Source organism: Bacillus sp. z50 (assembly GCF_058313585.1).
The window spans coordinates 414,279-436,180 of sequence record NZ_JBZFQL010000002.1; the positions used below are offsets into that span (position 1 = coordinate 414,279).

At 39.9% G+C, this 21,902-nt stretch carries 24 protein-coding genes; all 24 read right to left on the minus strand.

The features are described 5' to 3' along the window. Positions 1–64: 64 nt before the first annotated feature. The 24 genes from sucD to fapR all read right to left on the minus strand — a co-directional run bounded on the left by sucD (position 65) and on the right by fapR (position 21,857). The gene (gene sucD, locus AC4G3N_RS07825; protein WP_066100471.1) at positions 65–967 is read right to left on the minus strand and encodes a succinate--CoA ligase subunit alpha; all 903 of its coding nucleotides are present in this window, start codon (positions 965–967) and stop codon (positions 65–67) included. Between the two features lie 18 nt (positions 968–985). Further along, positions 986–2,146: an ADP-forming succinate--CoA ligase subunit beta gene (gene sucC / locus AC4G3N_RS07830; RefSeq protein ID WP_139891259.1), complete on the minus strand. Its 1,161-nt coding sequence runs from the start codon at positions 2,144–2,146 to the stop codon at positions 986–988. Positions 2,147–2,486: 340 nt separating this feature from the next. Further along, a complete protein-coding gene (locus tag AC4G3N_RS07835) occupies positions 2,487–2,777 on the minus strand; it encodes a hypothetical protein (RefSeq protein ID WP_066100479.1) in 291 nt (96 codons plus the stop codon). A gap of 105 nt (positions 2,778–2,882) precedes the next feature. Continuing rightward, positions 2,883–3,152, minus strand: a complete 270-nt coding sequence (locus tag AC4G3N_RS07840; protein ID WP_139891260.1) for an EscU/YscU/HrcU family type III secretion system export apparatus switch protein — start codon at positions 3,150–3,152, stop codon at positions 2,883–2,885. Next, entirely contained in the window at positions 3,149–4,627 is a 1,479-nt protein-coding gene (locus AC4G3N_RS07845; protein WP_491089994.1) for a hypothetical protein, read from the minus strand. The genes AC4G3N_RS07840 and AC4G3N_RS07845 overlap by 4 nt, the downstream gene beginning before the upstream one ends. Positions 4,628–4,645: 18 nt before the next feature. After that, positions 4,646–5,416, minus strand: a complete 771-nt coding sequence (gene rnhB / locus AC4G3N_RS07850; protein WP_066100499.1) for a ribonuclease HII — start codon at positions 5,414–5,416, stop codon at positions 4,646–4,648. Between the two features lie 81 nt (positions 5,417–5,497). Next, positions 5,498–6,361 carry a ribosome biogenesis GTPase YlqF gene (ylqF, locus tag AC4G3N_RS07855; protein ID WP_066100502.1) on the minus strand — a complete coding sequence of 288 codons (864 nt, stop codon included), beginning with the start codon at positions 6,359–6,361 and terminating at the stop codon, positions 5,498–5,500. A 19-nt stretch (positions 6,362–6,380) separates the two neighbouring features. Then, positions 6,381–6,938 (minus strand): signal peptidase I, encoded by a 558-nt coding sequence (gene lepB / locus AC4G3N_RS07860; RefSeq protein WP_491089995.1) that lies wholly within the window; start codon positions 6,936–6,938, stop codon positions 6,381–6,383. 140 nt (positions 6,939–7,078) lie between these two features. Next, a complete protein-coding gene (gene rplS, locus AC4G3N_RS07865) occupies positions 7,079–7,423 on the minus strand; it encodes a 50S ribosomal protein L19 (RefSeq protein ID WP_066100509.1) in 345 nt (114 codons plus the stop codon). 135 nt (positions 7,424–7,558) lie between these two features. Next, positions 7,559–8,299 carry a tRNA (guanosine(37)-N1)-methyltransferase TrmD gene (gene trmD, locus AC4G3N_RS07870; RefSeq protein WP_066100512.1) on the minus strand — a complete coding sequence of 247 codons (741 nt, stop codon included), beginning with the start codon at positions 8,297–8,299 and terminating at the stop codon, positions 7,559–7,561. After that, positions 8,299–8,817, minus strand: coding sequence for a ribosome maturation factor RimM (rimM, locus tag AC4G3N_RS07875; RefSeq protein WP_139891559.1), 519 nt, complete (start codon positions 8,815–8,817; stop codon positions 8,299–8,301). Before rimM ends, trmD begins: the two co-directional genes overlap by 1 nt. A gap of 16 nt (positions 8,818–8,833) precedes the next feature. Further along, positions 8,834–9,220, minus strand: coding sequence for a YlqD family protein (locus AC4G3N_RS07880; protein ID WP_066102285.1), 387 nt, complete (start codon positions 9,218–9,220; stop codon positions 8,834–8,836). Positions 9,221–10,070: 850 nt separating this feature from the next. Then, positions 10,071–10,301, minus strand: a complete 231-nt coding sequence (locus tag AC4G3N_RS07885) for a KH domain-containing protein (RefSeq protein ID WP_066100515.1) — start codon at positions 10,299–10,301, stop codon at positions 10,071–10,073. Between the two features lie 14 nt (positions 10,302–10,315). Next, positions 10,316–10,588 carry a 30S ribosomal protein S16 gene (gene rpsP / locus AC4G3N_RS07890; RefSeq protein WP_066100518.1) on the minus strand — a complete coding sequence of 91 codons (273 nt, stop codon included), beginning with the start codon at positions 10,586–10,588 and terminating at the stop codon, positions 10,316–10,318. A 95-nt stretch (positions 10,589–10,683) separates the two neighbouring features. Further along, positions 10,684–12,030: a signal recognition particle protein gene (gene ffh / locus AC4G3N_RS07895; protein WP_066100520.1), complete on the minus strand. Its 1,347-nt coding sequence runs from the start codon at positions 12,028–12,030 to the stop codon at positions 10,684–10,686. Positions 12,031–12,041: 11 nt separating this feature from the next. Further along, a complete protein-coding gene (locus AC4G3N_RS07900) occupies positions 12,042–12,380 on the minus strand; it encodes a putative DNA-binding protein (protein WP_066100523.1) in 339 nt (112 codons plus the stop codon). A gap of 353 nt (positions 12,381–12,733) precedes the next feature. After that, positions 12,734–13,723, minus strand: a complete 990-nt coding sequence (ftsY, locus tag AC4G3N_RS07905; protein WP_066100527.1) for a signal recognition particle-docking protein FtsY — start codon at positions 13,721–13,723, stop codon at positions 12,734–12,736. A 13-nt stretch (positions 13,724–13,736) separates the two neighbouring features. Next, positions 13,737–17,306, minus strand: a complete 3,570-nt coding sequence (smc, locus tag AC4G3N_RS07910; RefSeq protein WP_148630228.1) for a chromosome segregation protein SMC — start codon at positions 17,304–17,306, stop codon at positions 13,737–13,739. Between the two features lie 42 nt (positions 17,307–17,348). Then, on the minus strand, positions 17,349–18,074 hold the full coding sequence (rnc, locus tag AC4G3N_RS07915; protein ID WP_066100529.1) for a ribonuclease III: 726 nt from the start codon (positions 18,072–18,074) through the stop codon (positions 17,349–17,351). Positions 18,075–18,243: 169 nt separating this feature from the next. After that, positions 18,244–18,477 (minus strand): acyl carrier protein, encoded by a 234-nt coding sequence (locus AC4G3N_RS07920; protein ID WP_066100531.1) that lies wholly within the window; start codon positions 18,475–18,477, stop codon positions 18,244–18,246. A 73-nt stretch (positions 18,478–18,550) separates the two neighbouring features. Beyond that, the gene (gene fabG, locus AC4G3N_RS07925; RefSeq protein ID WP_066100536.1) at positions 18,551–19,297 is read right to left on the minus strand and encodes a 3-oxoacyl-[acyl-carrier-protein] reductase; all 747 of its coding nucleotides are present in this window, start codon (positions 19,295–19,297) and stop codon (positions 18,551–18,553) included. Then, positions 19,290–20,249 (minus strand): ACP S-malonyltransferase, encoded by a 960-nt coding sequence (gene fabD / locus AC4G3N_RS07930; RefSeq protein WP_066100539.1) that lies wholly within the window; start codon positions 20,247–20,249, stop codon positions 19,290–19,292. The genes fabG and fabD overlap by 8 nt, the downstream gene beginning before the upstream one ends. A gap of 49 nt (positions 20,250–20,298) precedes the next feature. After that, complete coding sequence (gene plsX, locus AC4G3N_RS07935; protein WP_139891265.1) at positions 20,299–21,276, minus strand: phosphate acyltransferase PlsX; 978 nt, start codon at positions 21,274–21,276, stop codon at positions 20,299–20,301. Then, the gene (fapR, locus tag AC4G3N_RS07940; protein ID WP_491089997.1) at positions 21,273–21,857 is read right to left on the minus strand and encodes a transcription factor FapR; all 585 of its coding nucleotides are present in this window, start codon (positions 21,855–21,857) and stop codon (positions 21,273–21,275) included. Before fapR ends, plsX begins: the two co-directional genes overlap by 4 nt. Positions 21,858–21,902: the final 45 nt, after the last annotated feature.

Genomic DNA, 21,902 nt, shown 5'->3' on the forward strand with positions numbered 1-21,902 from the left:
CTCTTAATATTTAATATATAAAGACGCTCCCCTTAAAAAGGATAAGGGGAGGCTTGTCTTATTATTAATGCGTTTTACATTTATCGTATAGCCCTTTTTCTTTTAATACGCTTAGCATCGTTTCACCCATTACAGCCGGAGTTTCCGCCACTTTTATACCGCATTCATTCAACACACGAATTTTCTCATCGGCTGTTCCTTTTCCACCGGAAATAATGGCGCCTGCATGGCCCATTCGTTTCCCTGGAGGAGCAGTACGGCCTCCGATAAATCCGGTAACCGGTTTTGTCATATTTTCTTTCACCCATTGGGCTGCTTCTTCTTCCGCTGTACCACCTATTTCACCGATCATAATCACCGCATACGTTTCAGGATCTTCATTAAAAGCTTTTAAAACGTCGATGAAATCAGTTCCATTGACAGGGTCGCCACCAATACCAACTGCTGATGACTGTCCAAAGCCCGCCTGAGTTAATTGATGCACCGCTTCATAGGTTAATGTACCCGAGCGAGAAACAACGCCAATATGCCCTTTTCTGTGGATATAACCAGGCATGATCCCTACCTTACATTCTTCAGGAGTAATAACGCCCGGACAGTTCGGCCCGATTAGACGTGTTTTCTTCCCTTCCATATAACGTTTTACTTTTACCATGTCCAATACAGGGATATGCTCTGTAATACAGATGACGAGATCAAGCTCTGCATCAACTGCTTCAAGAATGGAATCTGCAGCAAAAGGAGCTGGTACATAGATAACTGATACATTGGCACCTGTTGCTTCTTTTGCTTCAATTACGGTATTGAAGACAGGAACACCTTCAGCCTCAGCGCCGCCTTTACCAGGTGTTACACCGCCCACAATATTCGTGCCGTATTCTAACATTTGCTTCGTATGAAAACGGGCTGTAGATCCTGTAATACCTTGTACAATCACTTTTGAATCTTTATTAACAAATACGCTCATTTCATATATCCTCCAGTCTTAGCCTATTAACGAAACGATTTTTTGTGCACCATCAGCCATTGATTCTGCAGCTGTGACATTAATACCGGATTCCTCTAATATCTTTTTACCAAGGTCTACATTCGTACCTTCTAGGCGTACGACCAGCGGTACCTGTAAGCTAACCTGTTTAGCTGCTTCAACAACACCCTCAGCAATAACATCACATTTCATTATGCCGCCAAATATATTTACAAAAATCCCCTTAACATGGCTGTCTGAAAGGATAATCTTAAATGCTTCCGTAACTTTTTCAGCCGTTGCACTGCCCCCAACATCCAGGAAGTTGGCAGGAGTGCCACCATAGTGATTAATAATATCCATTGTTGACATCGCAAGTCCTGCTCCATTAACCATACAGCCGATATTGCCATCAAGGGATATATAGCTTAGGTCGTATTTGGAAGCTTCGATTTCTTTTGGGTCTTCTTCCTCAAGATCTCGATAAGCGACAATATCCTTGTGGCGATAAAGCGCATTTTCGTCAAAATTCAACTTAGCATCCAAAGCCATCACTTCTCCGTCGCCTGTAACGACCAAAGGATTGATTTCAGCAATAGAACAGTCTTTTTCAATAAATGCCGTGTAAAGACTAGTCATAAATTTAGCTGCTTTGTTGATTAATTCATTTGGTATATTAATATTAAAAGCTATTCTTCTAGCTTGGAATGGTGTTAATCCGATTACAGGATCAATAACTTCCTTGAAGATTTTTTCCGGTGTCTTTTCAGCAACTTCTTCTATTTCTGTTCCGCCCTCTTCAGAAGCCATTAACACAACTCTTGAAGTTGCTCTATCAAGAACAAGCCCAACATAATATTCTTTCTTGATGTCACAGCCTTCTTCAATAAGTAAGCGTTTTACTTCTTTACCATCCGGACCCGTTTGATGCGTTACCAATACTTTGCCGAGTATTTCACCAGCATATGTACGAACCTCATCCAGCGATTTGGCAACCTTGACACCGCCAGCTTTCCCTCTTCCACCCGCATGGATTTGAGCTTTCACAACAGTAACCGCAGTTCCAAGTTCACTTGCTGCGTTAACTGCTTCCTCAACAGAAAAAGCGACTTTTCCATTTGGAACATTTACCCCGTATTGTCTGAGGATCTCTTTACCTTGATACTCATGGATATTCATTTCTTATCCTCCCATCAAAACTTTCAGACTATAAAAAATATATTGCGTTTTCATTGTATTAAAACTAGTATTCAAAGTCCAATAATTTAAAGCGATTTCACCAAATATCGGTAATTTTTTTACACTTATTACATAAAATGATAAAGAAAGCATACTAAAAGAAAGGCTGAAATCATCATTTTCAGCCTTCAAAAAAGATATATATTTTGGCATTCCGTAGAAAACTTCTTCGGATAAGTTACTATAGTAATAGAAGATAATTCTATCCACTACTCCCTCAAAATCTCACAACTTTTCTTTTTAGCTTTTCGCTTCATCCCAACTTCAGGAGCTATATCCATTAGGTTTGTTTTCGATACAATTTAACAAGCGAAACGATGATGGCAATCAAAAAGACGGCGATACTATTCCACAGCAAAATAGCTGCTATGTTAAATCCGTAAAAGAACGCAAATCCATCTTCTATCAGCCAGACGGCTAACATTCCAGCGACTAAACCAAACACACCGGCCAATAATAAAGTGACTAATGCAGCTAGATACAAATTGCGCTTTTTATTAAAAACAAAGAACGCAATTAAATTCGCTGCCAGAATGAAAATAATCATTAGAAACAGAAAAAAATCGATCACGCCCACTCCTTATTTACCCATATTTTTCAAACTAAAAGACCTGTCCACAATACACAGGTATTCTATGGCGATATTCTCTATCTCTTAGGAAACCCTTTCTATAAATTATTTACTAGTTTTATGGTCAACCTTATATATAAAGGCAAAAACCTCTGCAACTGCCTGATAAAGTTCCTCAGGAATCGATTGATTAATCTCAAGCTGTGATAGTAATTCTGTAAGACTAGGATCCTTTCGGACAGGAATCTCATGTTTTACAGCTTCCTTTAAGATATGATCAGCTACAATACCTTTTCCCTTAGCTATTAATTTTGGGGAGACATCCTGATTTTCCTCATATTTTAAAACAGAGGCAGATTTTCTGCTTTTTTTCATATTTTATAATCAACCCCGGTATACCCAAAAGAGGGATAATATGATTTACTTATTTCAGAACTTACAGACTTCTCCTGCGAAAAATCAGCAATTTTTACAGTTGATAGAATATACCCCTTCTCCTCTAAATTTTCCTTCAGTATGGTCACCAGGGAACTGGCAGCAATATTTGCCTCCTTTTTCTCCCCAGTCCATATCTTTAAACTAATGATCCGGTTTTGGATATTCATATCAATAACGGTTTCTTTTAAGTGGGCTAGCTCTAAATAAAATACAATTCGGCAATATGCTGGATCAATTGTCCCATCTTCTCGTTTTCGACCAGTCCATTGCAATGTCAAATCACCTTTAACCGAAGTTAAGGGAACTGGAATCTGCATAAATACATTCTGCAGTGGTCCGGTTTCCTGGGATAATAATTGAAACGCGGCTAACCTTGTCAGAATGGCTTCAGCCTGGTTTTTTAGTTGGATGGGTGTTTTTTCGGCCGTCAATTGTATCAATGTATCCTTTACTATACTTGTCTCAGGCTGTTTTGATTGATCCTTAATTCCTAGTGATTGCATGATGGAGTTCATCGCTTTATATAAGGTGTTATTCTTATCAAGATGACTAAACAGATCACTTTTCAAAATTTTTTCCTGAACCTTTTGCCATTCTTCTGCTGTTAGTTCAGGGGGACGTGTGCTATTTCCACTAAATACCCTTTCTATCCATTCCTGTAATCTATTATGACTAGAATTCGATAAAATTACCTCTCCTTCCTTAAGGATCAGCCCAGCCTTTTGAAAAATTTCCATATTCTCGTCCATAAGAGACATAGCTATCCCTTGAAAGGCTTCCCTCTTACCTGTCTGAAGAAATTCCTCTAATCTATTTATTATATGAGCATATTTACCTAGATTGTCGGAAGTCTTAAGATATTTTGTCAGGGAATCAAGCATACTAGTTAATGATTCTCCAGTTTTCAGTGATAAAAGAGCATCCAACACAGTTTTATGTATCGGAAGCTGGTTCATGTACGCTAATTTAATGGTTGGCATTCCTATCGATGGATCGCCTGTTGAATTCAGCCAGTTTAAAGCCCTGGTAAAGCTATCTTTCGTCACAGCCAGCTGGTTGGCAATCACCATTTCAGCCAGATTTCCCCCCGCCCTTGATGCCTTTATCTGGAATGCACTTAATAGTTGAGCGGGCAAATCGGGCTTTGATATTCCACTGCCAAAAGGCAATACCTTTAATTGCATCAAACCATTTTCTGTTTGCCTGACCTGAAATAATTGGCGCACATGCGCTTCCACTGATACATCCAATTTCGCTATCATTTTTGTTCCATTTACGAGAACTTCCGCCATATTATGAGGATAAAATTTCGTGATTTTTCCAGCAAATATTTGGCCATCTCTGAAGCCTGTTGATACCTTGCTATAAGGCAGTTTATTGATCCATGAATCTATATTTATGACAGGCTGCAAAAAATCACACCTCTCTTATCAGTAATTATTCTTTAAAGGAGCAAATGTCATCCTGTGCCAATCAACCGGACCATACTTTTCGATAGCTTCTAAATGACTGCTCGTTCCATACCCCATATGCTTATCAAATCCATATTGTGGATAGATTTCTGCATATTCCTTCATAAGTCTGTCTCTCGTTTCTTTGGCAATGACTGAAGCAGCTGCAATAGAGATAGACTTGGCATCCCCTTTAATCAGCGACATCTGTGGTATAGGCAAATCTAACTTCATAGCATCTATCAATGCATATTCCGGGAATACTTTTAACTGATTCACTGCTGAAAGCATCGCCTTTTTGGCAGCTTCATAAATATTTATTTTGTCGATTTCCTCACTGTGTATAATGCCAACCCCAACCGCAAGCGCATTTTCCAGTATGTACTCGTAGTATTGCTCTCTTTTTGCAGCAGAGAGTTTCTTTGAGTCAGTAAGGCCGGCTAAATAAAAGTTTTCAGGCAAAATCACAGCCCCTGCTACTACAGGACCAGCAAGCGGCCCTCTGCCTGCTTCGTCTATGCCCACTATATATTGATATCCTTCATCCCTTAGTTGGTTCTCAAAAACCGATATGGAGTCGAAATGGCGTCTTTCCTCTACTTTCCTGGCAATCGCTCTTTCAAAGCCTGAGAGGGCAACCTGGACGCCTTTACGCTGATCCTTGCGGCATTCCTGAACAAACGGATCCTCGATGGTTTCTAGCTCTTTAAGCTTATTTTTTATTTCTGAAATGGTAAGTGAATTCGTCATTTCTGCTATCCTTCCTAATTAATATCGGTTTTGGCACACAAATGTAAAGACCCCCAAACAAGGGGGCCTTCTAGTTTTTTATTATATATCAGATTCCAATTCAAATGGAGATTCAAACGTTAATCTTCCAAATTTTTGTGTACGGATATCTCTTATAATCAATTCAGCAGTTTTATCATAATCCACTATGCCACCGCCAGCTAAACATCCTCGCAATTTCCCTACTTGGTCAAAGGCTTCCACAATTTCTTCTGGAATTTCCTCAAGCTTATACCCATCGAGCAAACGCGCTGGATATTCCCTCTCCAAAAATTTCAATCCATAGATTGCAATATCATGAAGATTTAAAATGGTATCCTTAATAGCTCCTGTTACAGCTAGTTTACAGCCGACTTCCTGATCCTCAAACTTCGGCCATAGGATACCAGGAGTGTCCAATAGTTCAAGCTCCTTACCAACTTTAATCCATTGCTGCGCTTTTGTCACACCTGGCATATTACCGGTTTTGGCAATATTTTTTCCAGCAAGCCTATTTATTAATGTAGACTTCCCAACATTGGGAATTCCGACAATCATGGCACGGATTGCACGTGGTTTTATTCCTCTAGATTTCATCTTTTCTATTTTTTCTTTAAGAACTTCTTGAGCTCCCGCCATAATACTTTTCAAGCCTGTCCCTTGATGTGCATTTACGGCTACGGCTTTAATTCCCTTAGCTTCGAAATAGGCTAACCATTGATTTGTTTTACTTTGATCTGCCATATCTGCCTTATTTAAAATCACCAGCCGCGGTTTATGCTGAATAATTTCATCAATCATAGGATTTCTAGATGATTGGGGAAGCCGAGCATCTACTAGCTCAAATATTATGTCTACCAGCTTTAATTTTTCTGTTACTTCACGCCGAGCTTTAGCCATATGCCCGGGAAACCATTGTATCGTCATACTTTCACCTTTTCAGTCATTAGTCAACAATTCTAAATTCTTTTAACGGCCAGTACACTAGACTGGTTTTGCCCAAAATCTCACTTTTCTTGATCGTTCCAATATGGCGGCTATCTTTCGAGTATCTTCGATTATCCCCCATCACAAACACTTCACCCTCGGGAACCGTTTCCTGGCCAATAATTTCTTCCAGTGTAAATGGTTCTGTCAAAGGTCCTTCAATCATTTGTTCCTTGGCTTCATCCAGGTAAGGCTCTTCATATGCCTTGCCATTAATATATAAAGTATCATCTTTATATTCTATTTTATCTCCAGGTAAGCCAATTACTCTTTTAATGTAATCTTTTTCTTCTGTAGCGTGAAATACCACTATATCAAATCGCTCAGGTTCACCGATTTTATAGGACATTTTATTGACTACCATTCTATTTTCATTATGAAGGGTTGGCATCATCGATAAACCATCAACCAATATAGGTGCAAATAGGAAATATCGGATGATTGCTGCCAATACTATTGCAATAACTAAAGCTTTAACCCACTCGAGGATTTCACTTTTCCCTTTAGACTTAGCCATATTCGTACACCGCCTATATCTTCTCTATATATGTATAAATATATACTTTTCACATAAAAAGGCAATAATTTGATGTTTAATGTGAAAAAGGAGCTTGTGTCAGCACAAGCTCCTTGTATCCACTCACGTTAAACACGTAATTATCGGATTTCTTTAATACGTGCTGCTTTACCGCGTAGGTTACGCAAGTAATAAAGCTTAGCACGACGTACTTTACCGCGACGGATAACTTCCAATTTAGCGATACGTGGTGTGTGCAATGGGAATGCACGTTCAACACCTACACCATAGGAAATTTTGCGGACTGTGAAAGTTTCACTGATTCCGCCTCCACGACGCTTGATTACTACGCCTTCGTATACCTGAATACGTTCACGAGTTCCCTCAACAACCTTAACGTGTACTCTTACAGTATCACCGGAACGGAAAGTAGGAAGATCAGTTCTTAATTGATCCTTCGTGATTTCTTCGATTAATTTATGCATCGTATTCAACTCCTTCCACCCAATGCTCTTGCCACCCCTTCTCGAGATAATGACAGCGGAACATTGTTATAAAAGCAAGGCTTTACAGCCTAACTCACAAAATGTATCTTATCATATAAAACACCTAAAGCGCAACTATCTATCTTCATTTTTTATTTCTTCGAGCCATTTTTTTTCTTCTTTGGTCAGATCATAATGATTCAATAAATCCGGACGCCTTTGCCAGGTTCTGCGCAAAGATTCTTTCTTTCTCCATTCCTCAATATATTTATGGTTTCCCGAAATGAGAACATCCGGGACCTTCATCCCGCGAAAATCAGCCGGACGCGTATAATGAGGGTGTTCCAAAAGACCTGAACTAAATGAATCCAGTACAGGTGAATCCTCATTCCCCAGCACCCCTGGCAATAGCCGCACTACACTATCGATGATCACCATTGCTCCAAGCTCTCCACCCGTTAATACGAAATCACCAATTGATATTTCGTCTGTTACCGCATGTTCGCGTATCCTTTCGTCATACCCTTCGTAATGCCCGCACACGAAAATAAGCTGATCTTCCTTTGCCAGTTCCTCTGCTTTAGCTTGGTTATAGCGTTCCCCCTGTGGACATAAAAGGATGACCCGAGGCTTTTTCTTCTGCTCTTTTGGAGTGATTTGCTCCAAGCAATCAAAAATCGGCTGAGGTTTCAGTACCATTCCTGCCCCACCGCCATATGGGTAATCATCAACAGATTGATGCTTGTTATCTGAATACTCCCGGAAATTATGGGTATGGTATTCAACTGCCTGTTTTTCAGCAGCCTTCTTAAGGATGGAGGATCCAAACACTCCGCTGAACATTTCAGGAAATAAGGTTAGGATATCGATTCTCATTAATCAAGCAGTCCTTCCATCGGATCAATCGAGATCATTTTTGCATCTACATCAATTTCTTTAACAACATCATCAATATAAGGAATCAATACTTCTTTACCGTTTTTCCCGCTGATGACCCATACATCATTTGCTCCAGGTGAAAGGATTTCTTTTACCACACCCAATTCGGCACCATCTGCAGTACGTACTGTGCATCCGATGATTTCATGGTAATAATATTCCCCTTCATCAAGGCTGCCCATTTGTTCCTCTGATATCTTTAATACGCCTTCTTTATAAGACTCCACTGATTCTATCGTGCCATGCCCTTCAAACGTCAATAAATAAAAGTTTTTGTGTTGTCTTGAAGATTGAACAGTGACTTCAACAGGCTCATTTGAGCTCTTTTTAAAGATATATAAAGTGCTCCCATTTTTATATCGTTCTTCCGGGAAATCAGTGCTTGAAATAACCCTGACCTCGCCTTTTATTCCGTGGGTATTAACAATTTTGCCAACTTTAAACCATTTTTGCATTTCTTTCTGTTCACCTCTATTTAAATTCATCAATGATTCCATCTTTAATAATGATGGTTTTAGTTTGTACAACTTCTTCCCAATTTTGCCCGACTTCAACATCAATTATTGCCTGAACTTCTCGTTCCTTTAATTCACTCCCATAGGGGAGAATATCAAGCTGTTGAATTTGAAAGTCCAGCAGCTTCACTTTTTCCTTACGCATATCGATTTCTTTCTCAAAATGCGTTTTTAAGCTTGCGGGTTGAAATTTCTTTGTTTTTTCCAGCTTCTTTAATTCAAAGCGCAATTGATCACATTCTTTATTCAAAACGCTTTTTTTATATTCAAACTGCTCCAACAGCTGTATTTTACTCTTCTCAGTTAATACCTGTTTCACTATAACATTTTGAAGTATTTTCATTATGGCACCTCTTTCATACATACCAATCCACCAATTGTATTACGGTACTGAAGAAATCCTGAAACTTATCAACTCATCATCATTATAGCTACTTTCAAATCACGGTACTATGTATGGATTATACACTTCACACTTTAACCAACCCAAAACCCTCATAATTCATAACTTAATACTATCCCGAACCACAATAAATGACAACCAAAAGCTGAGGCGACTGTTCAGACCCGACAAGCATAAGAGGAGGCACGTAGGGAGGCGTCCTTTCCTCCCGCAGTGGCTACACTTATGTCTCGAGGGTCTAGGAGCCGAAGCTAGATGACAACCAAAAGCTGAGACGGCTCGCCCAGAAGCGAGGAGCATAAGACAGGGGCTCGGAGGGGAGGTGCTCTCCCCTCCCGAAGAGACCATGCTTATGTCCTGAGCTTCTAGCCGTCGAAGCTGGATGACAACCAAAAGCTGAAGGGCCCATATTCAAGGAACGAAGACTAAATTCGCCACGTCCTGTGGCAACGTCTTCATGACCTACATCCTGTAGGCCCGCGAGGAGCATAAGACAGAGGCTCGGAAGGGGGGGGAAGGTACAAAGACTAAGAACGCCACATCGTGTCGCAACGTCTTTGTGTCCAACATCCTGTTGCCCTCCTGTAGAGGCTATGCTTATGTCCCGAGCTCCTAGCTCATGAAGCTGGATGACAACCAAAAGCTGAAGGGCCTAATTCAAGGAACGAAGACTAAAAACGCCACATCCTGTGGCAACATCTTCGTTACCTCATCTCCTTGCCCTCTTGCTCAGCCCTTAGTGAGTATGCATGAATATATAAGAAAAAGGAGGGATTGCTCCCTCCTTTTTTCAATCGCGTATTTCCAGATAGACTTTTTTGTCATTCTTGGATGCAGCAGTATACACTACTGTTCGAATAGCTTTAGCTACACGCCCCTGTTTGCCGATTACCTTCCCCATGTCTTTCTTATTGACCGACAGGGTAAAAACAATCTTATTGGCTTGTTCATCCATTGCTACGGTCACGTCATCCGGATGATCGACAAGAGGCTTTACGATTGTTTCAATCAATTCTATCATAACGGACCTTTATATTACTTGCTTTGCTTCGCGTTGTGGAATTTTTCCATGATGCCTTCTTTTGACAACAAGTTACGAACTGTGTCAGATGGTTTAGCACCATTTTGAAGCCATTGTAAAGTAAGTTCCTCGTCAATTTTCACTTCAGCTGGGTTTGCAACTGGGTTGTAAGTTCCAACTGTCTCAATGAAACGACCGTCACGAGGAGAACGAGAATCTGCTACTACAATACGATAGAAAGGAGTCTTTTTAGCTCCCATACGTTTTAAACGAATTTTTACTGCCATTTTATACTTGCACCTCCGAATAGTATCACACAAGATAGTATATTACCAAATCAATATACCCTTGTAAAGTGTTTTTTCTTAACACCCATATTTTTTTACATAAAAGGTAGCTTAAAGCCGCCTTTTTTCTTACCTTTTTGCTGCATGCCAGTCATTTGCTTCATCAACTTCTTCATGTCTTCAAATTGCTTTAGAAGTCGGTTTACTTCCTGAATCGGTCTTCCGCTTCCTTTAGCAATCCGTTTACGTCTGCTGGCATTAATAATTTCAGGCTGATCCTTCTCTTTCTTCGTCATTGATTGAATGATTGCCTCAACATGAGCAATTTGCTTATCATCAATGGAAAGATTGTTCATCCCTTTAATTTTGTTTGCACCTGGAAGCATTTTTAAAATGTCATCCAGCGGTCCCATTTTTTTGACCTGTGCTAGCTGTTCGAGGAAATCATCAAATGTGAAAGAGTTTGTACGCATCTTCTTCTCGAGTTCGCGTGCTTTCTCCTCATCAACATCAGTTTGGGCCTTCTCAATCAGCGTGAGAACATCGCCCATCCCTAGAATCCTTGAAGCCATTCGTTCCGGGTGGAATGGCTCTAATGCATCCATCTTTTCACCCATACCGACAAACTTAATCGGTTTTTCAGCTACTGAACGAATGGATAATGCTGCACCACCGCGTGTATCTCCATCCAATTTGGTTAAAATAACACCGGTGATTTCGAGTTGGTCGTTAAAGCTTTTAGCTACATTGACTGCATCCTGTCCTGTCATGGCATCTACAACTAAGAAAATCTCATCTGGTTTTACAGCTTCTTTAATTTCAGCCAATTCGCCCATCAGATTTTCATCAATATGCAAACGCCCTGCTGTATCGACTAAAACATAATCGCAATGCTCTTCTTTAGCTTTGGCAACCCCTTGCTTGGCAATTTCTACAGGACTTACTTGATCTCCCAAAGAAAAGACAGGCATAGAGAGCTGACCACCTAAAGTTTCAAGCTGCTTAATTGCTGCGGGACGATAAATATCGGCTGCAACTAGCATTGGTTTACGATTATATTTCTTGCGAAGCAGATTAGCCAGTTTACCTGTGGTTGTTGTTTTACCGGCACCCTGTAAACCAACCATAAGGATAACAGTTGGAGGACGATTTGAAACAGCAATCTTGCTTTGTTCGCCACCCATTAATTCCGTCAATTCTTCCTTAACGACCTTGATTACCTGTTGACCAGGTGTCAAGCTCTTTAAAACTTCTTGACCAATAGCCCTTTCATTGACACGTTTGATAAAATCCTTAACTACTTTAAAGTTAACGTCTGCTTCAAGAAGTGCGAGCTTTACTTCTCTCATCATTTCTTTTACATCAGCTTCCGTCACTTTACCCTTGCCTCGGATTCTTTGCAAAGTGCCCTGCAGTCGGTCGGCTAAACCTTCAAATGCCATTATGCCGCCTCCTAATCTAACTTTTCAAGAGATGCTATAATCTCAATCAGTTGTTCTTTAACATCATTTTCATTCATCTGTTCTGTTAAACTTCCTAACTTATTGAGCAAAAGGCTGCGTTCCTGTGATTTATAAAACAGTAAAAGCTTAGCCTCGTATTCTTCAAGCATCGCTTCTGTTCGCTTAATATTATCATAAACGGCCTGGCGGCTCACCTCATATTCATCGGCAATTTCACCCAGGGAATAATCGTCCAGATAATAAAGAGACATATAACTTTTTTGCTTTGGTGTCAGCAATGATTGATAGAAGTCATATAGGTAATTCATCCGCATTGTTTTCTCGAGCATTACTGACCCTCCAACTCTGTTAAGTGAAATACCTTTACAATATACAAGTTTAATCGGAAAATCAAAGAATGTCAAGAACCCTTTCCTGAAGAGGCAAGGCTTGTATTACCAATGCTTTACTGTCATATTTCAGTTTTAAAAACACATGCAAAAGAGCGCAGTTTTTATTTAAAAAGATAGATTCATCTAAGGTGACGCCAATGGTAAATCTCTTCTATCCTTGCTCCTTTCGAACCAACTGCCTTTTCCCGAATGATTATCCCTGTCTAAAAATCCTCTAAAATTACGACATAGACTCCGTAAAAGAGAAAAGAGCCCGTATAAACACAGGCTCTTCCCTTCAAAATAATGGTTTACTCTTCTGCTTCATCTACTAACTCGGCAAATAATCCATATACAAATTGTTCTGCATCGAATTCCTGTAAATCATCCATTTGCTCACCCAGGCCAGCGAATTTAACTGGAATGCCGAGCTCATTGCGAATGGCAATGACAATTCCGCCTTTCGCTGTTCCATCTAGCTTTGTTAATACAATCCCGGAAACATCTGTGGCTTCCTTAAATGTTTTGGTTTGAATTAACGCATTCTGTCCAGTGGTGGCATCGAGAACCAACAACACTTCATGCGGCGCACCCGGTACTTCCCGTTCAATAACCTTCTTAACCTTTTCAAGCTCTTTCATAAGGTTAACCTTGTTTTGAAGTCTTCCTGCTGTGTCACATAGAAGGATATCCGCTTTACGTGATTTAGCAGCCTGCACAGCATCAAACATAACAGCAGCTGGATCTGAACCTGCTCCCTGCTTAATGACCTCTACACCAACCCGATTGCCCCATACTTCTAATTGTTCAATCGCACCGGCACGGAAAGTATCTCCCGCTGCCAAAAGGACCTTCTTACCCTCACTCTTATATTTATGAGCAAGTTTTCCAATCGTTGTCGTTTTACCCACACCATTCACACCTACAAACAGAATAACTGTCAGTTGATCTTCCTGAATGTTTACAGCATTGGATTTCTCCTCACCAGCCTGATAAATTTCAACAAGCTTCTCAGATATAACGCTTCGTACATCTTTTGTATCTTTTATATTGCGGCGTTTCACTTCAAATTTCAGCTTATCAATCAATTCCATTACGGTTTCAACACCGATATCCGCCTGAATCATGACATCTTCAAGCTCTTCAAAAAAGTCTTCATCCACTTCTCTGTAGCGGGCAACTAAATCATTGACCTTTTCGGAAAATGAATTTCTTGTTTTAGTCAATCCCTGTTTAAACTTTTCAGATGTACTAGTTGTTTGTTCACTAAATTTTTCTTTTAGCTTCTTAAAAAAACTCATGTATTTACCACCTTTAAGTTGATTCAATTAATTCCTTTGATTCCTCTAACCGGACAGAAACAAGCTTCGAAACTCCTGATTCCTGCATGGTAACACCATACAGGACGTCCGCTTCTTCCATTGTTCCCTTGCGGTGCGTGATTACGATAAATTGCGTTTCTTTACTGAATTGCTTTAAGTATTGGCTGAAACGGTACACGTTTGCTTCATCAAGCGCCGCTTCCACTTCATCCAATATACAAAACGGAACCGGTCTTACGCGTAAAATAGCGAACAAGAGAGCGATGGCTGTTAGTGCACGTTCCCCACCTGATAATAAACTGAGATTTTGCAGCTTTTTACCAGGAGGCTGTGCAATGATATCCACACCGGTATTTAGTATGTCCTCTGGATCTGTCAACTTGAGCTCTGCTCGACCCCCGCCAAACAGGGAAGGGAACACCAAATTAAATTCTTTTTTAATTGCATTAAAGGTAATCTCGAAACGGCGCTTCATTTCTTCATCCATTTCATCAATCACATCAAACAATGTATCTTTTGCTTCCTGCAAATCATCTCTTTGAGCTGTTAAAAATTCATATCGCTCCGAAACGCGATCATATTCTTCAATCGCACCAATATTCACTGTACCAAGCTCTTCGATAGAAAGCTTAATTAATTTCACTTTCCGTTTTGCTTCTTCAGGTTCAATCGTAAGTGGATATTGTTCTTTAGCTGCTTCAAAGGTGAGTGTATATTCCTCGCGAAGCGTATCCAAACGGGTATCCATTTCCACATCTAAACGATTGAGTTTGATTTCTTCGTCTTTTAATGTTTCTGATAACCCTCTATGCTGGCGTTTCCACTCTTTTAGTTCCATTTCATTTTCTTCAACAAGCTCTAATAGTTCCTGTCGCTTTGCTCGTGAAGCTTCAATTTCACGAACCGCTTGTTCTTTTTGTTCTAGCTTCTCTGCTGCAGTTTGTTCCAGATTTGTTTCACCCGTGGAGCTTGATGACATTTCACCATTTAACAGGGAAAGATCTTCTTCATTATCACGAATGTTTTGTTTTACCTCATTTAATTCTGATGTCAACCGTTCTACTTCATTTTGCTGATGCTGAAGCTGTTCGGTTTTTGATGCTAATTGAATCTTTAATTCATTCAATTCCTCTACAAGGGAGTCCTTGCTAGATTGATCCATCTGCTTTTGCTCGGTATACCTGCTAATATCAGCATCCATTTGTTTAATGGATTGTTCATAGGAGGAGAGACTGTTTACCAATTCCTTTATACGACTTTCTTTCATATGGCGTTCTTCATCAAGTGACGATTTTTCCATATCATAAATCGTTAATCGTTCATTGACATTGCGTTCTTCAAGCTGCAGCTCTCTTATTTGCCCTTTAATAGATTCTTCATTCAAACGAAGCGTTTCACCAGCTTCACGAAGACGGGTGACTTGTTTCTCAGAATCAGCCAAATCGGCTTTTATTTTCTTTACATGAGCTTCCAGCTTGGCTGTCTGCTCGTCCATTTGGGCGATTTTTTCAACAAGCTCCTCTTTTTCTCCCTTACGTGAAAGAATAGATGAACCCGACTGTCTGTTCGCTCCACCTGTCATTGCTCCACCTGGACTGACAATATCCCCTTCCAGGGTAACAATTCTATATCGATATCCTGTAAGCTTTGCGATTTCATTAGCTCCGACCAAATCCTGAACAATAAAAACATTTCCCAAAAGACTCGTCATGACTTCTTTATACTTCTCATCATACTGAACAAGATTAGAAGCAAGCCCAATAAAAGCCTGATGAGACCCAGCAGTCTGTATAACCTGAGAAGGGACAGACTTACCTTTTATTGTGGATAAAGGCAAGAACGTAGCTCTTCCAAGTCGATTGCGTTTTAAGAAAGCAATCGCTGTACGTGCATGATGTTCTTCTTCCACCACAATATTTTGCAGGGCTCCACCCAGAGCAGTCTCAATGGCAACCGCATAATCCTTCGGCACATTAAGTAACTCAGCAATAGCGCCTTCAATTCCATGTAAGTTTTTATTCTTTTCTTTAAGAATTTCTTTTACACCCTGGAAAAATCCGGAGTAATCCTCTTCCATTTCTTCAAGCATTTCTTTTCTTGATTTTGCTTTTTGCAAATATTGATATGCCTGATAAAGAGTTTTTTCCTGTTTTTCATATTGGGTTTTTAAATTTTCATGCGAATGCTGTAATTCACGATAACGATAAATTTGATTCTCTAGATCCTGCTGAACGGCATGGAGTCGGATTTCCGTTTCTTTCAAGCGAGCCGTCACCTGTTCCCTAGAAGACAATAATTTGCCATTATCAAGATCTAATTTTGCATGCTTACTTTGCTGTTGGCTTAATTGCTGTTCTAAATAGGTCAGCTCATGTTTCGCCGCAGCCTGTTGGTTTAACTGTTCAATATACTCACTTTTCAGAGCATCAATTTTAGCTTCCAGGTCTCCCGCAAAGTTACTAAGCAAATTTTGTTTTTCCTGTAATTTTTGTTTAAAGTTTTTCGTTTCTGCCTGAAGAAGATGCAATGTACCCACTTTTTCATCTCGGATACGTGAGACCTGAATCAATTTATCTCGCCAGTTTTGCAGACTTTTTTCAAGATGCTGCTTGTTTTGGCTTGCATTCTTCATTCTTTCAATTAAAACTTGTTTACGGCCTTCTACCTTTTCAAGTTCTTCACTGACAGATAACAAAGTAGACTGTAAAGACTGAATACGATTATCTAGCTCAGTCAACTGCAAGCGAGTCGCTTCTACTGCGGATTCCTTTTTCTGAATTAATAAACTGAATTCAGAATCCTTTACTTGATGCTCTTCAAGCTGCTTTGATAATGAAGTCCATTTTTCGTGAAGGACTTCAATTTCATATACAAGCAAGGCAGCTTCAAATTCCTCAAGTTCCTCTTTTTGCTGAAGATAATCGCGGGCAATGGATGCCTGTATCTTGAGTGGCTCCACCTGTCCCTCCAGTTCATGTAAAATATCATGAACACGGTTCAGGTTAGCCCTTGTTTCCTCAAGCTTAACTTCCGCTTTCTTCTTCCTTGTTTTATATTTTAATACACCAGCTGCTTCTTCAAATATAGTGCGGCGTTCCTCCGCTTTACTGCTTAAAATCTCTTCTACTTTCCCTTGGCTTATAATTGAAAAAGCTTCCTTCCCAAGTCCTGAATCCATGAATAAATCAACGATGTCTTTCAAACGACATGGTTTTTTATTAATGAAAAAGTCACTGTCACCAGAACGGGTCACCCTTCTTGTGACACTAACTTCATGGAAATCAATCGGAAGGAACTGACTTTCATTATTTAATGTAAGGGTAACCTCTGCAAAGTTAAGAGCCTTTCTGGAGTCACTTCCAGCAAAAATAATATCCTCCATTTTGGAGCCCCTCAACGATTTTGCAGATTGTTCACCCAACACCCAACGGATTGAATCTGTGATATTGCTTTTTCCGCTTCCATTCGGACCTACTACAGCAGTTACGCCCGAAACAAATTCAACGGAAATGCGTTCAGCAAAAGATTTGAAACCTACTATATCCAATCGTTTCAAAAACAATTGTTTATCTTCTGACATGGTACCCAACTGCCTTTTAATCATTTATTTACTGCTTTTCTGCAAGTGCATCAATGCTTGCTGCGCAGCATGTTGTTCTGCTTCTTTTTTCGATTTGCCCTTACCTGCTCCAAATTCCTTCCCATTCAAGGATACTCTGGCGATAAATTCTCTGTTGTGTGCAGGACCTTTTTCATTAAGAATTTTGTATTCCAATGTACCAATTCCGTCTTTCTGAACCAATTCCTGTAACTGGCTCTTAAAATCCATCACATGAGAAAAAGCACCGTTATCTATTTTTGGATAGACTGATTTTTTGAGGAACTCAATTACGACATCTAACCCCTGGTCTAAATATAATGCCCCGATAAAAGCCTCAAAGACATCTGCCAGAAGAGCCGGACGTTCCCTTCCTCCAGTCATTTCTTCCCCTTTTCCAAGTAATATTAAAGGACCAAAGGAATATTCAGTGGCAAACTTAACAAGTGAAGGCTCACAAACGATAGCAGCTCTAAGCTTTGTTAATTCTCCTTCACTCATCGTATTGAATTTTTTGTATAAAAATTGTGATACAGTCAATTCCAATACCGCATCCCCCAAAAATTCCAATCGTTCGTTATCTTCATATGGCTTGCGACGATGCTCATTCACATAGGATGAATGTGTAAATGCTTGTTTTAATAAATTGATGTTTTCAAATGAAACACCAAGCCGATCCTGAAATGCGATAAAATCTGCATCATTGTTTATCTTTCTTTTACTCTTCTGCATATTGACCCCCTGCTAAATCTGACTAAAAAGTTTCTCACATTTTAGTATATATAAATCCAAAGAATTGGAAAAGGTACAAATTGATAACGAAATTCTTTGATATATACAGGCTTTTATTATAATAGCATGAAAAGCCCCGTATTTATACGGAGCTTTTCATAAGAACTAATTAGTTTTGGCTTTTTATGTAGTTCACAGCATCGCCAACTGTTGAAATTTTTTCAGCATCATCATCTGAAATTTCCATACCGAATTCATCTTCAAGTTCCATAACCAATTCCACAACATCAAGGGAATCAGCACCAAGATCATCTTTAAAAGAAGCTTCAAGTGTTACTTCGGATTCATCTACACCAAGGCGATCTACGATTATTTTAGATACTTTCTCTAATACGTCTGACACAACTTCACCTCCCTTCAAGATTGCATCTAGTATATTGTACAAGGGTTAATCGACATATTCAATCTTTGAGTTATTACATAACCATTCCGCCATCGACATGAATCGTTTGGCCAGTAATATATCCGGAATCTTCCGCAGCCAGGAAAACAGCTGTTTTAGCCACGTCTTCCGGCTTACCAAATCGGCCCAATGGTATTTGCTTCAACATTTGCTCTCCAACATTCTCCGTTAATGCATTGGTCATATCTGTTTCAATAAATCCAGGGGCAATCGCATTTACAGTAATCCCACGTGTTGCCAATTCTTTAGCCGATGTTTTGGTTAACCCTATGACTCCTGATTTAGCAGCTACATAATTGGCCTGACCGGCATTTCCGCTCACACCCACCACAGACGAAATATTAATAATCCGTCCCTGCCTTTGCTTCATCATTTGCCTGGATACAGCTTTTGTACAAAGGAAAACACCTTTTAAGTTTGTATTGATGACAGAATCCCAATCATCTTCCTTCATACGGATCAACAAATTGTCACGTGTGATTCCTGCATTATTTATCAAAATATCAATCTTGCCAAATTTTTCAGTTACAATTTTCACCATATCAGTAACAGACTCAGCATTTGTCACATCCCCCTGGATGGATATTGCTTCTCTGCCAATCTCCGTTATTTCTTTAACAACATTTTCAGCTTTTTCGCTGTTCCCGGCATAATTAACAGCAACTGAAGCCCCTTCTTTTGCCAGAGCAATAGCAATGGCACGACCGATTCCTCTAGATGCGCCCGTCACAAGCGCAATTTTCCCATCCAATTTACCCATTTGCTTTAACCTCCGCATCAAGTGAACTGACCACATTTTTACATGATTCAATATCTTTGACTGAGTATACTTTAACACCGCGGTTGATTTTCTTAACTAGGCCTGAAAGAACAGTTCCAGGACCAAATTCGATAAAGGTTGTCACACCTTCATGAATCATATACTCAACAGATTGCTGCCATTTCACTGGAGAATACAGCTGTTTGACCAGACTGTCTTTTATTTCATTACCTGTTCCAGCTAGGGTTCCCGTATAGTTCGATATGATTGGATAATCAGGAGTCCTAATTTCTATTGTATTGAGTGTATCCGCAAGCTTACTCGCTGCGGGTTTCATCAACGAAGAGTGAAAAGGACCGCTGACTTCCAGGGGAAGCACTCTCTTTGCTCCTTTTTCCTTTGCAAGCTCTCCTGCCAATCTTACCCCATCCATTGTTCCAGAGATAATAATTTGGCCTGGGGAATTTAAGTTTGCTAATTGTACAGGTTCACCTTGATTCGTTATCGTTTTCGTTACTTCTTCTAGACTTGACTCATCCATACCAAGAATAGCACTCATCGTGCCTATCCCAGATGGAACAGCCTGCTCCATATATAAGCCTCGATTTCGTACGAGTTTTACCGCATCCTCGTATTGAATGGACCCAGCTGCAGCATAAGCCGTATATTCACCCAGGCTGTGGCCTGCCATATAATCAGGTTTTAAATCAGACATTTCACGAAATACGCTAAGAAGCGCTAAACTTGTAATTAACAGACTCGGCTGAGCATTGTATGTACGTGTCAATTTCTCTTGCGGTCCTTCGAAAATAAGCTTACTGAACTCTTCAGCCAAGCATTCATCTGCTTTTAAAAAGAGATTTTTCACATTTTGATAATTGTCGTAAGCATCTTTTCCCATACCTACAGTTTGTGAGCCCTGACCCGGAAAAATAAAAGCAAATTTAGTCATCATATCCCCCTTACTATTCGTCCCCTTACATTCGTTCCCTTTTCTTCGTTTATTTTATTGCCTCATGAATCGTTTCTGCAACATGATGTTCTACCATGATTTTCGCCTGACGAATGGCATTATAGAATGCATTTGCATCTGAGGAACCATGTGCTTTTATGACAGGAGCTTTTAATCCAAATAGACCTGCACCACCGTATTCAGAGTAATCCAGCTTATTTTTCAGTTCTTTAAACCCTGGCTTTAAAACAGCTGCGGCCAGTTTGCTCTTTAGATCGACCATCATCGCTTCTTTTAACATTTTAAATAAAGCAGAAGCCGTACCTTCAGTTGTTTTTAAAACCATGTTTCCGGTAAACCCGTCGGTTACGACAACATCAGCTACTCCATTTAACAAATCCCGAGCTTCCACATTACCGATAAAATTAAAGTCAGCATCCTTCAATAAAGCAAATGCTTGCTTGGTAAGCTCATTTCCTTTTTTATCCTCGGTACCAATATTCAATAAACCAACTCGCGGTTTTTCAATATTGCGGACCTTCTCAGCATAAACAGACCCCATCAAGCCATATTGGTAAAGATGCTCCGGCTTCGCATCAGCATTGGCTCCCACATCCAACAGAACAAATCCTTTTCCATCAATTGTCGGTAATGTTGGGCTAAGTGCAGGTCGATCAATTCCATCAATTCTTCCAACCACAAAGAGACCTGCGGCCATTAGAGCTCCCGTATTTCCTGCTGAGATGCACGCATCGGCCTGTCCATCTTTTACATACTGAGCAGCAAGTACCATAGAGGCATTTTTCTTTCTTCGCACGGCTCTTACCGGTTCATCATCACCAGTTATAACCTCATTCGTATGGATAATGGTTATCCGTTCATCTGAAGTTAAATGCTTTTTAATTTCAGCTTCATCGCCAATAAGCATAATTTCTAGTTCCGGGAAAGATTTAATCGCTTTTTCTGCGCCTTTCACAGACTCTTTTGGTCCGTGGTCTCCACCCATAGCATCTAATGCAATTTTCATTCTTGTTCATCCTTTTTCTCTGTAGTCGTTCGGTACATGGAAAACTCCCCTTTAAATACAAGCTCCTTACCTACATAGCTATGCACAGTAATCAGGGATCTTCCTTTATCGTTATCCACTTCAATAACCTTGGCTTTGGCAATCACACGATCGCCTTCATACACAGATTTTGTGAAGTGGATGGCAGCTTTTGCTGTTAACGCCAGTTCCTCATTAGTTACCGCAACGGCCAATGAATTGGCTTGTGCGAATAAATGATGCCCTCTGGCTATTTTATTTCTCTTAAATACATGTTCAGGTTTTATATCCAACAAGGAAATAGCACTGTGATCTAAATCAAGATCAATAATATCCCCGATTATTTCATCAACAGGTAAAGATTTAATCTCGTCTGTCATTCTTTTCTCGGCGACAGACTTTATTCTTTCTCTCAATTCCGGGATGGATAGTTCGAGGCGATCCAGACGAATCGTTTGGATACTAACCTTTAATTGTTCAGCCAATTCCTCATCGGTAATAAAAGGATTATCCTGTATCATATCCTTTAATATAGCTTGTCTATCCTTCTTGTTTCTTTTCAAAAACCTTCACCTTCCGAAGTATTATGACTAGGTACTAATAGTAGT